Raw genomic sequence first — 14325 nt, 5'->3', positions numbered from 1 at the left:
GACTATTTGGGGTAGAGCGGCGGCAGGCCGGGGTCGCCGCCTGGCGTCTGCCGCCGTTCGCTGGCCGGGATGGTGCCAATGGCGCGCCACAGCGCCTCGCCTTGCCAGAACTGCCCGGCCTCGCTGTACAGCGCGCCGTTGAGACCGTCCAGGGCATTGGACAGCGGCACGAAGCGGGCGGCCATGTCGGCCAGGGTTTCCGGCTGCTGGCGGGCCCAGGCGTCCAGCGCCTGGCGCGTGGCCTGTGGATCGTTGGCCAGGCTGGCGCGCTTGAGATCGTCGAGCAGTGTACGCGGGCTCGGGCCCGTTTGCGCGACGCGCTGGATCGCCGGTTGCGAGCGAGCGCGCCACCACAGGCCGAAGCCCAGCGCGGTGGTGCAGGTCAGCAGCAAGGTGGCCAGCTTCCACGGCCACAAGGCGCTGGCGGTGGCGCTTTGCGCGGCGGTGTCACCGGCCGGGGTGTCGACGGCCAGGCTCGGGCTGTCGCTGACCTGCAGGCTGCGCGCGGGCAGGCTGCTGTGTTCGAGGTGATCTTCGCGGGTGTTCCACCAGAGCACATCGATGGCTGGCAGGTCGATTTCGCCGCTGCGGGTCGGAACCAGTGCGGTGCGTTCTTCACGGCTGCCGATCAGGCCGCGCTCGCTGTTGGTGTTGCTCAGTTGCGGCTGGTCGGGGTAGCGGCGCAGGCCTTTGACCTCGGCGCCGGGCAGCGGTGGCAACTGCGCACTGGCCAGGCCATCGGCCTTGATCGTGACGGTTCGGGTCAGGGAGTCGCCGACCTGGCTCTGCTCAGGTTCCGGGCTCCAGCTTTCTTCCAGCGCCAGGCTGCGCGCCGGCAGCCAAGGCGCATCGGCCGGGTAGGCCGCCGGTTTGGCTTTGACTTCCAGCGGCATCTGCGCCGAGCTGACGTGGGCCAGCTTGCCCGGCTGAGCACTGGCAGGGTCGTCGGCGGCATTCATTTGCGCCGGGGTGGCGCTGAACACCAACGCCGGAATCAACAGTTCGCCGCTGCGCTGCGGGTAGATTGCGAAGCGCCATTCGATCACGCCATGGCGCACGCCATTGATGAGTTTTTCATAGGTGCGCGGCGGGCCCAGCGACTCGATGCGCGCGTCGGGGATCTGCAACGGGGTGAGGCTGCTGTCGTCATACAGCGCCACGGAGTGGTAAACGCGCAGGGTCAAGAGTGCTTGGGCCTGGACGTAGACCTGGTCTTGATCGAGGCTGGCGTCGATGAAGATCGGCGCCGCGTTCTGTTTGCCGGGCGCATCGGCCGCCAGCACGGTGAGGGTGATGCTTTGGCTGTGGGCGTCACCCAATTGCAGCGACGGGATGCTCAGGTTGCCAGCGCGCTGCGCCACCAGGGTGATGATCCAGCGGGTGGTGGCCGGGGCGTCGCCGTTGAGGCCGGTCAGGTGGTTGATCTGGCGCGTGTCGCGCACTTCGAAGTCGGCCTGCAGGGCAGTGAGGTCGGGTTTGCCGAACTGGGTGAAGTCGTCTGAAGCGAGGGTCAGCTCGAAGGTCTCACCGACGGCCAGGCGGGTGCGATCGACGCTGGCCACCAGGGTCGCGGCCTGGCTGACGCTGGCCAGCAGGGCAAGGATGACGATCGAGAGCAAGGCGCTGATGCGGCTCATTGGGGGTTGTCCTGACGCTGTTGCTGTTCGTACCAGAATTTTCTGCGAAGCAATTCTGAGGGGTGGTCGGGGATTTGTCGCAACCATTGTTCCAGGGCCTGGCGTTGTTCGCCATTGAGGTCCTGATCGGGCGGCGCGGCGGGGGCCTTGGGCGCTGGTTCCGTGGCGTCCGCCAGTTGTCTGCTGTCGGGAGGCGCGTTTTTGGTCGGTGGCGTTGCCGGGCGATTGGGGGCCAGAGCGCCGTTGTTCGGATTGCTCGGTGCAGTGGCGGGCGGGGCGCTGCTGGCGGTGGGCGGGCTGTTCGGAGCCGCCGCGCCGTCATCGGCGCCCGCGGCATTGCGATTGCTGGCGCTGCTATCGGCAGTGGCCGCGCTGCTGGCGCCTTCGCCGGCACCGGCATCGGGAGGCGTCGACGGGTTGCCCTGGGCGGCCTGTTCGCGAGCTTTTTGTGCCTGCGCTTCGGCCAGCTCGCGGGCTTGGCGAGCCTTGAGCAGGCGCTGCACCAGCAGGCGGTTTTTCAGCGCCGGTTGCAGGTCGGGCTGACGTTCCAGGGCTTGATCATAGGCATCCAGCGCCGCCGTCAGGTCGCCGCTGTGGGCCAGGGCGTTGCCGCGGTTGTAGTGACCGGCCGCGGTGTCGTCTTTGGCGAAGCGTTCCAGGGCCCCGGCGTAATCGCCGGCCTCGTAAAGTGCCACGCCTTGCCAGCGGGTATCTTCGAACTGCTTCGCGGCGGCGGCCGGGCGTTGCGCTTCGAGCAGTTGCTGGCCGCGCTGATCGGCGCGCCACCACAGGTCGCTGAAGTCGAAAGCGTAGCTGGGCTGTGGCAGGCACAACAGTAACGGCAGGCAGAACAACCAGCCGCGTCTTCCGGCGCAGGCGGCGAGGAACAGCAGCGGCAACAGCAGCCAGTAGCCCTGGTCTTCCCAAGTGTCGAGTTGCAGGGTGCTTTGCAGATTCTGCCGGCTGTGGGGCGCATCGAGCAGGCCCAGTTCGCGCAAGTCGAGGCTGTCGACCCGGGCCTGGCGATAATGGCCACCCAGGGAGTCGATGAAGTGGTCGAGGCTGGCGCTGTCGAGGCGCGGCAGGGCGATGCCACCCAAGGCATCCTTGAGCAGCTCGCCGTTTTCCTCCGTGACGGGCGCGCCCTCCGAGGTGCCGATACCGATCATCAACAGCGGCGGGGTGTTGCGGCCCAGGCGGCGGTGCAGGCCGTCGCGCTCCTGATCGCTCAGCGAGGAGGCGATCAGCAGCAGCCGGCCCTGGCCCAGCCCGGCCTGCTTGAGCAGCGCCAAGGCACGATCCACGGCCAGATCGGCGCGCTGGCCGGGCTCGGGCATGATCGAGGGGATCAACGCGTCGAGCAGGTTGCGGCTGGTGATCAGGTCGTCGGACAGCGGCACCAGCACATGGGCACTGCCGGCGTAGACGATGATCGCGGTCTGCGCCTGGCCACGGCTTTCGAGCAGGTCGAGCAGCTTGCGGCGGGCGACTTCGAGGCGGTTGGGGCTGACGTCGGCGGCGAGCATTTCCGGGGTCAGCTCGAACAGCACCACCAGCGGGTCGGCTGGTTTTTGCGTGGTCTGTTCGACCCGTTGCCAGCTGGGGCCCAGCAGCGCACCGATTGCCAGAAGCCAGGCCAGGGCCAACAGCGCCCATGGCAGTTTGCTGGTGCGCCCGCTGCCGCCGCCGAGCAATACCGCATGGAAGGCCGGCGGCAGAATCGCCTGCCAGCGCCCGCTGCGCCGCGGTCGATGCCACAGGCGCCAGAGCAGCCACAGCGCCAGCGGCAACACCAGCAGCCATAGCGGACGAAACCAGAACGGCCATGGCTCGCTCATTTGTGCCTCCGCAGGCGCAGCCGATCGAGGCGTTCGCGCCAGTGCGGGGTGGCCACCGGCAAAAAGCGCCGCTTGGCCAGCAGCCGTTGCAAGGGGTTGTCCGGCCAGTGCTCGCGCAGTATCAGCAGCATGCTCAGCAGCAACGCGGCCGCCAGTGGCCAGCTGTACAACGCCTGCGCCGGGCGCGCTTCGGTGGGCTGCTGGGCCACGGGTTCAAGCAGGTCGAGGCTGGCACCGATGCGTTGCAGTTCGGCGCCGTCGCGGGCGCGGAAATAGCTGCCATTGGTGAGGCTGGCGATCTGCTTGAGGGTCGGTTCGTCGAGGTCCAGGCTCGGATTGACGCCGGGCAGGCCGATGGCGCTTTCCTGATCGGGGTCGGCGCCGATGCCGATGGTGTAGATGCGCACGTGTTCCAGTGCCGCCAGGCGCGCCGCAGTCAGCGGATGAATCTCGCCGGCGTTGTTGGCGCCGTCGGTGACCAGCACCAGCACGCGGCTTTGGGTGGGACGTTGGCGCAGGCGTTTGAGGGCCAGGCCGATGGCATCGCCGATGGCGGTGTTCTTGCCGGCGATACCGACTTGGGCATCGTCGAGCCAGGTGTGCACGGTACGCCGGTCGAAGGTCAGCGGTGCTTGCAGGTAGGCGCGGCTGCCGAACAGGATCAGGCCGACGCGATCGCCGGTGCGGTTCTCCAGAAAGTCGCCCAGCAGGTTTTTCACCAGGGTCAGGCGGCTGACGTCTTCGCCTTGCCATTGCATGTCGGGGTAATCCATGGAGCCGGACACGTCCACCGCCACCAGCAGGTCGCGGCCGCTGGCGGCGATCGGCAACGGCGCGCCGAGCCATTGCGGGCGCGCGGCGGCGCACAGCAGCAACAGCCAGAGGAGGATATAGGGCAGTTGCTGGCGCCAGGCGGGCAGGTTGATGCGTGCGCGGCGCCCGGCCAGGCCTTCGAGTTCGTCGAGGAAACCGACCTTGAGCACCGGCTCGCCGCTGTCGGCCACGGGCAGCAGGATGCGCATCAGCCACGGCAGTGGCAGGAGGATGAAGATCCACGGCCAGGCGAGATCAAACATGCTTGCGAATCCAGGTGTCGATCGACTGATACAGGCCATTGATGGCCTTGTCGTCCAGTTTGCATTCAGGCTTGTAGACGCCCTCGACCAGAATCATCCAGCGCGTGAGGCCGGCTGCCGGGCAGCGGTTGTCGAGGAACGCCAGCCACTCGCGGCCGTTGAGCGTATGGCTGTTGGCGTTGGGGTAATGGTTGCGGCACAGGCGCTTGAGCAGGGCGTTGAGCTGTTGCAGCCACTCCCCGGCCGGGGCGCTGTAGGGCCGCGGCATGACGGCGAGCTGGGCCAGGGCTTCGAGGCGTACCGGGTCGAGAGGGAGCTCGCTGCGCTCGGGTTCGGGCGCGCGTTGCCAGCGCCCGCGCGCGCGCCACAGACCCCAGGCCAGCACGCCCACGAAGACCGGCAGCGCCCACCAGCCGGGTGCCAGCGGCCAGGCGCTGACGGCCGGCGGCAGCATCAAGGGCTGCAGTTGGTCGAGGGCGCTCACGCGGGGCTCACCGGGCGTTGCGGGTTGAGGTATTCGCGCAATTGCTCGATCATTTCGCTCTGGGTGCTGAGGGGCATCAACAGCACTCGCAGTTTTTGCGCCAGCAGCTCCCAGCGCGCCACCCGTGCCTCGCCTTGGGCACGGTAGGCCTGGCGCAGGTCTTGATTGAGGGTGTCCAGTTCCAGCCGCGCACCGCGTTGTTCGAAGCGCAGCAGGCCGGCGGCGGGCAGGGCGTGATCGAGCGGATCGGACACCGGCAACAGCAGCAGGTCGCAATGCCGCGCCAGCAGGCTCAGCTGTTGTTCGGCGGCGTCGGTCAGGGCGCGCTCGTCACACAGCACGATGGCCAGGCTGCCGGGGCGCAGCACCTCGCGGGCGCGGCGCAAGGCCAGGTTGAGGGAGTCGGGCTCGGGCCGCGCATCGGTGCTCAGCGAGTGATTGACGTGCACCAGCCGGTTGAGCAGTTGCAACAGGCTCTGCTTGCTGCGCCGTGGTTTGATCTCGTAATGCTCGTGGTCGCCATAGACCAGCCCGCCGATGCGGTCGTTGTGCTCAAGCGTGGCCCAGCCAATCAGCGCTGCGGCCTGGGCGGCGAGCACCGATTTGAACATCAGCCCCGAGCCGAAAAACAGCTGGCGGCTCTGTTCGACGAGGATGAACACCGGCCGCTCGCGTTCTTCATGGAACAGTTTGGTGTGCGGCTCCTGGGTGCGCGCCGTCACGCGCCAGTCGATGCTGCGCACGTCGTCGCCGGCCTGATAGACCCGCACCTGGTCGAAGTCGACGCCGCGCCCGCGCAGCTTGGAGTGATGCAGCCCCACCAGCGGGCTGCGCTGTCCGGGGCCGGAGAACAGCTGCACTTCGCGCACGCGATGACGCATCTCGATCAGCTCCTGGAGGCTGACGCGGATACCGGGCGCGGAGGGCAGTGAGCTAGGCATGGGGCAGGATCAGGCGACCGCTACCACATCGAGGATGCGCTGGATCACCCGATCCTGGTCAACCCCGGCGGCTTCGGCTTCGAACGACAGGATGATACGGTGGCGCAGCACGTCGAACAGCACCGCCTGGATGTCTTCCGGGCTGACGAAGTCGCGCCCGGCCAACCAGGCGTGGGCGCGGGCGCAGCGGTCCAGCGAAATCGAGCCGCGCGGGCTGGCGCCATAGGCCAGCCATTCGGCCAGCTCGGCGTCGAACTTGGCCGGGGTGCGCGTGGCCATCACCAATTGCACCAGGTACTCCTCCACCGCATCGGCCATGTACAGGCCGAGGATCTCCTTGCGTGCGGCGAAGATGGCCTGTTGGCTGACCCGGCGCTCGGGCTTGGTCTCGCCATTGAGGGCTTCGCCGCGGGCTTGCTGGAGGATGCGTCGCTCGACGGCGGCATCCGGGAAGCCGATCTTGACGTGCATCAGGAAGCGATCGAGCTGGGCTTCGGGCAGCGGATAGGTGCCCTCCTGCTCGATGGGGTTCTGCGTGGCCATTACCAGGAACAGCGGCGACAGGTCATAGGTGCTGCGCCCGACACTGACCTGACGCTCGGCCATGGCTTCGAGCAAGGCCGATTGGACCTTGGCGGGCGCACGGTTGATTTCGTCGGCCAACACCAGGTTGTGGAAGATCGGCCCCTGCTGGAACACGAAACTGCCGGTCTCGGGCCGATAGATTTCGGTGCCGGTGATGTCGGCAGGCAGCAGGTCGGGGGTGAACTGGATGCGATGGAATTGCGCCTCGACGCCTTCGGCCAATTCCTTGATGGCCTTGGTCTTGGCCAGCCCCGGTGCCCCTTCGACCAACATGTGGCCGTCGGCCAGCAAGACGATCAACAAACGTTCGACGAGTTTTTCCTGGCCCAGAATCTGGGTGGAGAGAAAGGTGCGCAGCGCGATGAGCGCTTCACGATGTTCCATCGTCGAAGGTTCCTGGAGAGAAGTGCCGAGCGGGCGGGGCGCGGCTGGGCAGGGGGCCACTACTTTAATGGATTTCCGGTTGAGGGGCGATGGAAATAGTGAAGCGAAGCGGCGAAAGCGAGCTTAAATGTTATTTAGGCGTAACATAACGAACCATTTGTTATGCAAACGTCACATGCATGGACAGGTTGAGATGTCATCTATAGATTACATTCAATATACGGTGTTACGTAAAGGTAACAAACATGGATCCTGTCCTTATTATCGAGCGCCTTGGCGACCAATTACGCGGCATGCGTCAGCAGCGCGGCATGACCTTGATCGAGCTGGCTGAGCGTGCTGGCATCACGCGGCAGAAGCTGGCCGAAATGGAAAAAGGCAAACCGACGGTGTCGATGTTCTTTTACGCCAAGGTCATCGCCGCCATGAGCTCCGAGGTGAAAATCGTGCCCGCACGCAAGCCCACCTTCGAAGAGCTGCGCGAGGTGTTTAAATGAGCGAGCTTGATCGCGTGCGCGTCTTGACTGCCCAAGGGGCTTGTGGGGAGTTGTCGCAGGGAAGGGATGGCGACTATCTGTTCCGCTACGGCATAGGCGTGCCAGACGAGGCGCAGATCAGCCTGACCATGGCCGTGCGTGACATGCCTTACCTCAATCGCACGCTGCATCCGGTGTTCCAGATGAACCTGCCCGAGGGGTATGTGCTGGAGCAACTGCGCCATCGGCTGGCAAAGACGGCGACGCTCGACCCCATGCTCCTGCTGGCGTTGACGGGCAGCGGTTCGCCTATCGGCCGGGTGCAGGTGCAGTCACCGGCGCTGGATGCGCTGCTCGATCGAGGCGTCATGCCCCGCGGCGAGCGCCTGGCTGATTTGCTGGCCTGGGACGGCGCCGAGGACCTGTTTACCCAACTGGTCGACAAGTACATCCTGCGCGCGGGCATTTCCGGAATTCAGCCCAAGGTGTTGGTGCCCGAGGACATGACGGCGGATCCCAAGGCGACCCTGCTGACACCGGAACTGATCGTGAAGGCGGGGCGTGAGGATTTCCCTGGGTTGGCCATCAACGAATTCCTGTGCATGGATGCAGCGCGCCGGGCAGGCATGCCGGTGCCGGCGTTTTTCTTGTCGGATAATCGCAAGCTGTTCGTCATGCGCCGTTTCGACCGTGACAAGCATCAGCAACCCTTGGGTTTCGAGGACATGGCAGTATTGACCGGCGTCGGTACCGAGCAAAAATACGGCGCCAGCTACGAGAAGATTGCCCGGGCGATTCGACTGTTCTGCGCGCCAGAGCAGGTTCAGTCATCGTTGCGGCAGTTCTTCGATATCGTTGCCTTGAGCTGTATGGTCGGCAATGGCGATGCGCATCTGAAGAATTTCGGCTTGCTCTATACCGATCCACTGGGCGCGGACGCCAAGCTGTCGCCCGCCTACGACATCGTCAATACCACCGCCTATATTCCTGAAGACTCCCTGGCCCTGACGCTCGACGGCTCCAAGAGTCTGTTTCGATCGCGGCTAGGGATATTGTCGCTGGCGAAAACGTGCGATGTGGTCGAGCCCCGTCAGCGGTTGCGCGACTTGATCGCGGCTGTCGAGGCGTCCCTCAGCGCCAACGCGGCATTGGCCGGGCAAATGCCGCAAGTCGCTGCGGCCATCGCGCATTGCACCGGATTGTTCCGTCAGACGTTTGCTGATCAGGACGCTCAGGTCGGGGTTACAGGCCTTTGACCAGCGTCCCGGTGCCCTTCAGGATATTGGTCAGCGTTTCCAGTACCTCAGGCAGGTCGGCGGCATCGGTCGAGTGTCCGATGTCCAGGGTGTCGCGGCCGTTGAACAGCCCGGCATCGACAGCCGCCACTTCGATCAGCAACTGATCGGCGCTGAGGGTGACCTTGATGTCGCGCACCAACTGCGGGTCGTTTTCGCCGAAGGTGATTTCGATCTCGTCCTCATCCGGGAACCGCGTCATGAGGAACAGCTCGCCCATGAGGCCGTAACAGCACAGCATGGCCATGTTGTCTTCTTCATCGTCGCAAGGGTTGGCGAGCAGCTGCAGTACGTCGAGTTTCATGGGGCGGGTCCGGGGCATGGGAGCGAGCTGGGGATTTTGCCAGTTTTCTTTGATTTGTGCTGGTGCTGATGGCCTCTTCGCGGGCGGGCCCTCGAAATCAGCGCCATCGCCGAGGGTTTCACCAAGTGCAACCCGTCAATGCCTCAAAATGTCGCATCCCCGCAAGTTATCGTCGGGCCGGTCTTCTAAGCTGGTGCGCCGTATATATTTCTCCCCTTGGACACAAGGTTGACTAAGGTTGACTCCAGCAAGGGGAGTCCACGCGACGCTTCATTCGATAACAAGCCAAAGCGGAGTATCACAGATGGCGTTCTTCACCGCGGCCAGCAAAGCCGACTTCCAGCATCAACTGAAAGCGGCCCTGGCGCAGCACATCGACGAGCAGGCCTTGCCACAAGTGGCCCTGTTCGCCGATCAGTTCTTCGGCATCATCTCGATGGACGAGCTCACCCAGCGGCGGCTCTCCGACCTTGCCGGTTGCACCCTGTCGGCCTGGCGCCTGCTGGCGCGCTTCGAACATGCCCAGCCGCAGGTGCGGGTCTACAACCCCGATTACGAACGCCACGGCTGGCAGTCCACCCACACCGCGGTCGAGGTGCTGCACCACGACCTGCCGTTTCTGGTCGACTCGGTACGCACCGAGCTCAACCGCCGTGGCTACAGCATCCACACCTTGCAGACCACCGTGCTCAGCGTGCGCCGCGGCGCCCAGGGCGAGCTGCTTGAAGTATTGCCCAAGGGCAGCACCGGCGCCGATGTGCTGCAAGAATCGCTGATGTACCTGGAGATCGACCGTTGCGCCAACGCCGCCGACATGAGCGCGCTGGCCCGGGAGCTGGAACAGGTACTGGTGGAAGTACGGATCGCGGTTGCCGACTTCGAACCGATGAAAGCCAAGGTTCGCGACCTGCTGGCCTTGGTGGACGAGACGCCCTACGCCGCTGACGAAGAAGAAAAGGCCGAGATCAAGACCTTCCTGCAATGGCTGGTGGATAACCACTTCACCTTCCTCGGCTATGAAGAGTTCGTGGTCGCCAACGATGCCGACGGCGGCCAGCTGCAATATGACGAAAGCTCGTTCCTGGGCCTGACCCGCCTGGTCCGCAAAGGCCTGACCGCCGACGATCTGCGCATCGAGGACTACGCCGTCAGCTATCTGCACGAGCCGCTGCTGCTGTCGTTTGCCAAGGCCGCGCATCCGAGCCGCGTGCACCGTCCGGCCTACCCGGATTACGTGTCGGTGCGTCAGCTGGATGCAAGCGGCAAGGTCATCAAGGAATGCCGCTTCATGGGCCTGTACACCTCGGCGGTGTATGGCGAGAGCGTTCATCAGATCCCCTATATCCGCCGCAAGGTTGCCGAAATCGAGCGACGCTCGGGCTTCGACGCCAAGGCGCATCTGGGCAAGGAGCTGGCCCAGGTGGTCGAGGTGCTGCCGCGCGACGACCTGTTCCAGACGCCGGTCGACGAGTTGTTCAACACCGTCATGGCCATCGTGCAGATCCAGGAGCGCAACAAGATCCGCGTGTTCCTGCGCAAGGACCCGTACGGGCGTTTCTGCTACTGCCTGGCGTACGTGCCGCGTGACGTCTATTCCACTGAAGTGCGCCTGAAGATCCAGCAAGTGCTGATGGAGCGCCTCAAGGCCAGCGACTGCGAGTTCTGGACTTTCTTCTCGGAATCGGTGCTGGCTCGCGTGCAGTTGATCCTGCGCGTCGACCCTCGCGTGCGTCTGGACATCGATCCGGCGCAACTGGAAAACGAAGTGATCCAGGCCTGCCGTTCATGGCAGGACGACTACGCCGCGCTCACCATCGAGAGCTTCGGCGAGGCCCAGGGCACCAATGTGCTGGCGGACTTCCCTAAAGGCTTCCCGGCGGGCTATCGCGAGCGCTTTGCCGCGCACTCGGCGGTGGTCGACATGCAGCATTTGCAAGCCCTGTCCGATAGCCGCCCGCTGGTGATGAGCTTCTACCAGCCGCTGGCGCAGTCGGGAGAGCGCCAGTTGCACTGCAAGCTGTATCACGCCGACACGCCGCTGGCGCTGTCCGATGTGCTGCCGATCCTCGAGAACCTCGGCCTGCGCGTGTTGGGTGAGTTCCCTTACCGCGTGCGCCATCGCAATGGTCGCGAGTACTGGATCCACGATTTCGCTTTCACCTATAGCGAAGGCCTCAAGCTCGACATCCAGCAGCTCAATGACACCCTGCAGGACGCTTTCGTGCACATCGTCAACGGCGATGCCGAAAACGATGCGTTCAACCGCCTGGTGTTGACCGCCGGCCTGCCGTGGCGCGATGTTGCCCTGCTGCGTGCCTACGCGCGCTATCTCAAGCAGATTCGCCTGGGCTTCGACCTGGGGTACATCGCCAGTACCCTCAACAACCACACCGACATCGCCCGTGAACTGACGCGCCTGTTCAAGACCCGTTTCTACCTGGCACGCAAACTGGCCGGCGATGATCTGGACGACAAGCAGCAGCGCCTCGAACAGGCGATTCTCAGCGCCCTGGACGATGTGCAGGTGCTCAACGAAGACCGCATCCTGCGTCGCTACCTGGACCTGATCAAGGCCACCCTGCGCACCAACTTCTATCAGCCGGATGCCAACGGCCAGGCCAAGTCGTACTTCAGCTTCAAGTTCAATCCCAAGCTGATCCCCGAGCTGCCCAAGCCGGTACCCAAGTTCGAGATATTCGTCTACAGCCCGCGGGTCGAAGGCGTGCATCTGCGCTTCGGCAACGTCGCGCGTGGCGGCCTGCGCTGGTCAGATCGCGAGGAAGATTTCCGTACCGAAGTGCTGGGCCTGGTAAAAGCCCAGCACGTGAAAAACTCGGTCATCGTACCGGTGGGTGCCAAGGGTGGTTTCCTGCCGCGGCGCTTGCCGCTGGGCGGCACCCGCGACGACATCCAGAACGAGGCGATCGCCTGCTACCGCATCTTCATTTCCGGCCTGCTGGACATCACCGACAACCTCAAGGATGGCGGCGTGGTGCCTCCAGCCAACGTCACCCGTCATGACGACGATGACCCCTACCTGGTGGTGGCTGCCGACAAGGGCACCGCGACCTTCTCCGACATCGCCAACGGCATCGCCATCGACTATGGCTTCTGGCTCGGTGACGCCTTCGCCTCAGGCGGTTCGGCGGGTTACGACCACAAGAAGATGGGTATTACCGCCAAGGGTGCCTGGGTCGGCGTGCAGCGCCACTTCCGCGAGCGCGGCATCAATGTGCAGGAAGACAGTATCACCGTGGTCGGCGTCGGCGACATGGCCGGTGACGTGTTCGGCAACGGTCTGTTGATGTCCGACAAACTGCAACTGGTGGCGGCGTTCAACCACTTGCACATCTTCATCGATCCTAATCCGGATCCGGCCAGCAGCTTCGCCGAGCGCCAGCGCCTGTACGACCTGCCGCGCTCGGCGTGGAGCGACTACAACACGGCCATCATGTCGGCCGGCGGCGGGATCTTCTCGCGCAGCGCCAAAAGCATCGCCATCAGCCCCGAAATGAAGGCGCGCTTCGATATTCAGGCCGACAAGCTGACCCCTACCGAGTTGCTCAACGCCTTGCTCAAGGCGCCGGTCGACCTGCTGTGGAACGGCGGCATCGGTACCTATGTCAAGGCCAGCAGCGAGACCCATGCCGATGTCGGCGACAAGGCCAACGATACCCTGCGCGTCAACGGCAACGAGCTGCGCTGCAAGGTCGTGGGCGAGGGCGGCAACCTGGGGATGACCCAGCTCGGCCGCGTCGAGTTCGGCCTGGCGGGCGGGGCGACCAACACCGACTTCATCGATAACGCCGCAGGTGTCGACTGCTCCGACCATGAGGTCAACATCAAGATCCTTCTCAACGATGCGGTGCAGGCCGGCGACATGACCGAGAAGCAGCGCAATCTGCTGCTCGGCAGCATGACCGACGAGGTCGGCCACCTGGTGCTGGGCAACAACTACAAGCAGACTCAGGCGTTGTCGCTGGCCGCCAATCGCGCTTACGAGCGGATCGCCGAGTACCGTCGTCTGATGGTCGACCTCGAGGGCCGCGGCAAGCTCGACCGTGCCATCGAGTTTCTGCCATCCGAAGAGCAGCTCAACGAGCGGGTAGCGGCCAGGCAAGGCCTGACCCGTGCCGAACTGTCGGTACTGATTTCCTACAGCAAGATCGACCTCAACGAAGCGCTGCTGGCCTCCTTGGTGCCGGATGACGACTATCTGACGCGCGATATGGAGACGGCATTTCCAGCGTCGCTGGTGAGCAAGTACGCCGAGCCGATGCGTCGTCATCGCCTCAAGCGCGAGATCGTCAGCACCCAGATCGCCAACGATCTAGTCAATAACATGGGTATCACTTTCGTTCAGCGCTTGAAGGAGTCCACCGGCATGAGCGCGGCCAATGTGGCCGGGGCCTATGTCGTGGTGCGCGACATCTTCCATCTGCCGCACTGGTTCCGCCAGATCGAGGCGCTGGACTATCAGGTGTCTGCCGAGGTGCAGCTCAAGTTGATGGACGAGTTGATGCGTCTGGGGCGTCGTGCGACGCGCTGGTTCCTGCGCAGCCGCCGCAACGATCTGGACGCCGCGCGCGACGTGGCACACTTCGGGCCGCACATTGCCGCTCTGGGGCTCAAGCTCAACGAGCTGCTCGAAGGCCCGACTCGCGCCGTGTGGGAGGAGCGCTACCAGGGGTATGTCGCCGCCGGGGTGCCGGAATTGCTGGCGCGCATGGTCGCCGGTACCAGCCACCTCTACACCTTGTTGCCGATCATCGAGGCATCGGACGTGACCGGGCAGCCGGCCGCCGACGTTGCCAAGGCGTTCTTCGCCGTCGGTAGTTCGCTGGAGCTGAACTGGTATCTGCAGCAGATCAGCAGCCTGCCGGTGGAAAACAACTGGCAAGCGCTGGCGCGCGAAGCCTTCCGTGACGACATCGACCATCAGCAGCGAGCCATAACCATTTCGGTGCTGCAGATGAGCGATGCGCCGGAAGACGTCGAAGCGCGTGTCACCTTGTGGCTGGAACAGCACGAAGGCATGGTCAAGCGCTGGCGCTCGATGCTTGACGAGCTAAAGGCTGCCACCGGCACCGATTACGCCATGTATGCCGTGGCGAACCGGGAGTTGATGGATCTGGCGCTCAGTGGAGCTGTTGTGGCTTCTTGAGGTCAGCTTTGATCGTCGTGCGTCGCGCGACGATTTCCGCGCAAATGGATGCCCCGCTCGATTCTTGAGCGGGGCCTTTTTTTGCGTGCGTTTTGGGCTGCACCCATGTTCAGCAACGATATGAATCCACTGAATCGCCAT

The 14325-nt window shown here is 64.4% G+C and carries 10 protein-coding genes; 3 read left to right on the top strand and 7 right to left on the bottom strand.

Features of this window, described 5'->3' with window-relative positions:
• Positions 1-2: 2 nt before the first annotated feature.
• The 6 genes from LIX93_RS24495 to LIX93_RS24470 are packed head-to-tail and all read right to left on the bottom strand — an operon-like array spanning position 3 to position 6945.
• Positions 3-1637, bottom strand: a complete 1635-nt coding sequence (locus LIX93_RS24495; RefSeq protein WP_226506653.1) for a BatD family protein — start codon at positions 1635-1637, stop codon at positions 3-5.
• The gene (locus tag LIX93_RS24490; protein ID WP_226506652.1) at positions 1634-3475 is read right to left on the bottom strand and encodes a VWA domain-containing protein; all 1842 of its coding nucleotides are present in this window, start codon (positions 3473-3475) and stop codon (positions 1634-1636) included. The genes LIX93_RS24495 and LIX93_RS24490 overlap by 4 nt, the downstream gene beginning before the upstream one ends.
• Positions 3472-4551 (bottom strand): VWA domain-containing protein, encoded by a 1080-nt coding sequence (locus LIX93_RS24485; RefSeq protein WP_226506651.1) that lies wholly within the window; start codon positions 4549-4551, stop codon positions 3472-3474. The genes LIX93_RS24490 and LIX93_RS24485 overlap by 4 nt, the downstream gene beginning before the upstream one ends.
• Complete coding sequence (locus LIX93_RS24480) at positions 4544-5035, bottom strand: DUF4381 domain-containing protein (protein WP_226506650.1); 492 nt, start codon at positions 5033-5035, stop codon at positions 4544-4546. The genes LIX93_RS24485 and LIX93_RS24480 overlap by 8 nt, the downstream gene beginning before the upstream one ends.
• On the bottom strand, positions 5032-5976 hold the full coding sequence (locus LIX93_RS24475) for a DUF58 domain-containing protein (RefSeq protein ID WP_226506649.1): 945 nt from the start codon (positions 5974-5976) through the stop codon (positions 5032-5034). The genes LIX93_RS24480 and LIX93_RS24475 overlap by 4 nt, the downstream gene beginning before the upstream one ends.
• A gap of 9 nt (positions 5977-5985) precedes the next feature.
• Positions 5986-6945 (bottom strand): MoxR family ATPase, encoded by a 960-nt coding sequence (locus LIX93_RS24470; protein ID WP_226506648.1) that lies wholly within the window; start codon positions 6943-6945, stop codon positions 5986-5988.
• 245 nt (positions 6946-7190) lie between these two features.
• Here LIX93_RS24470 and LIX93_RS24465 point away from each other — a divergent pair, with 245 nt between their 5' ends.
• Complete coding sequence (locus LIX93_RS24465) at positions 7191-7442, top strand: helix-turn-helix transcriptional regulator (protein ID WP_226506647.1); 252 nt, start codon at positions 7191-7193, stop codon at positions 7440-7442.
• Positions 7439-8677, top strand: a complete 1239-nt coding sequence (locus tag LIX93_RS24460; RefSeq protein WP_226506646.1) for a type II toxin-antitoxin system HipA family toxin — start codon at positions 7439-7441, stop codon at positions 8675-8677. The genes LIX93_RS24465 and LIX93_RS24460 overlap by 4 nt, the downstream gene beginning before the upstream one ends.
• Here LIX93_RS24460 and LIX93_RS24455 read toward each other — a convergent pair.
• Positions 8664-9020 carry a hypothetical protein gene (locus LIX93_RS24455; RefSeq protein ID WP_226506645.1) on the bottom strand — a complete coding sequence of 119 codons (357 nt, stop codon included), beginning with the start codon at positions 9018-9020 and terminating at the stop codon, positions 8664-8666. The two genes, LIX93_RS24460 and LIX93_RS24455, sit on opposite strands and share 14 nt — an antisense overlap.
• A 304-nt stretch (positions 9021-9324) precedes the next feature.
• Between LIX93_RS24455 and LIX93_RS24450 the strand changes: the two genes are divergently transcribed.
• Positions 9325-14184 carry an NAD-glutamate dehydrogenase gene (locus tag LIX93_RS24450; protein WP_226506644.1) on the top strand — a complete coding sequence of 1620 codons (4860 nt, stop codon included), beginning with the start codon at positions 9325-9327 and terminating at the stop codon, positions 14182-14184.
• The last annotated feature ends 141 nt before the right edge of the window (positions 14185-14325 follow it).

Origin of the sequence: Pseudomonas sp. MWU16-30317 (assembly GCF_020515695.1) — a bacterium.
Lineage (GTDB): Bacteria > Pseudomonadota > Gammaproteobacteria > Pseudomonadales > Pseudomonadaceae > Aquipseudomonas.
This window is presented reverse-complemented; position numbering and strand designations above follow the sequence as displayed.

Bases quoted from the DNA above. Each gene is read 5' to 3' on its own strand.
- LIX93_RS24470 (WP_226506648.1), bottom strand. From the start codon at position 6,945: ATGGAACATCGTGAAGCGCTCATCGCGCTGCGCACCTTTCTCTCCACC.
- LIX93_RS24495 (WP_226506653.1), bottom strand. From the start codon at position 1,637: ATGAGCCGCATCAGCGCCTTGCTCTCGATCGTCATCCTTGCCCTGCTG.
- LIX93_RS24485 (WP_226506651.1), bottom strand. From the start codon at position 4,551: ATGTTTGATCTCGCCTGGCCGTGGATCTTCATCCTCCTGCCACTGCCG.
- LIX93_RS24460 (WP_226506646.1), top strand. From the start codon at position 7,439: ATGAGCGAGCTTGATCGCGTGCGCGTCTTGACTGCCCAAGGGGCTTGT.
- LIX93_RS24465 (WP_226506647.1), top strand. From the start codon at position 7,191: ATGGATCCTGTCCTTATTATCGAGCGCCTTGGCGACCAATTACGCGGC.
- LIX93_RS24450 (WP_226506644.1), top strand. From the start codon at position 9,325: ATGGCGTTCTTCACCGCGGCCAGCAAAGCCGACTTCCAGCATCAACTG.
- LIX93_RS24455 (WP_226506645.1), bottom strand. From the start codon at position 9,020: ATGAAACTCGACGTACTGCAGCTGCTCGCCAACCCTTGCGACGATGAA.
- LIX93_RS24475 (WP_226506649.1), bottom strand. From the start codon at position 5,976: ATGCCTAGCTCACTGCCCTCCGCGCCCGGTATCCGCGTCAGCCTCCAG.
- LIX93_RS24490 (WP_226506652.1), bottom strand. From the start codon at position 3,475: ATGAGCGAGCCATGGCCGTTCTGGTTTCGTCCGCTATGGCTGCTGGTG.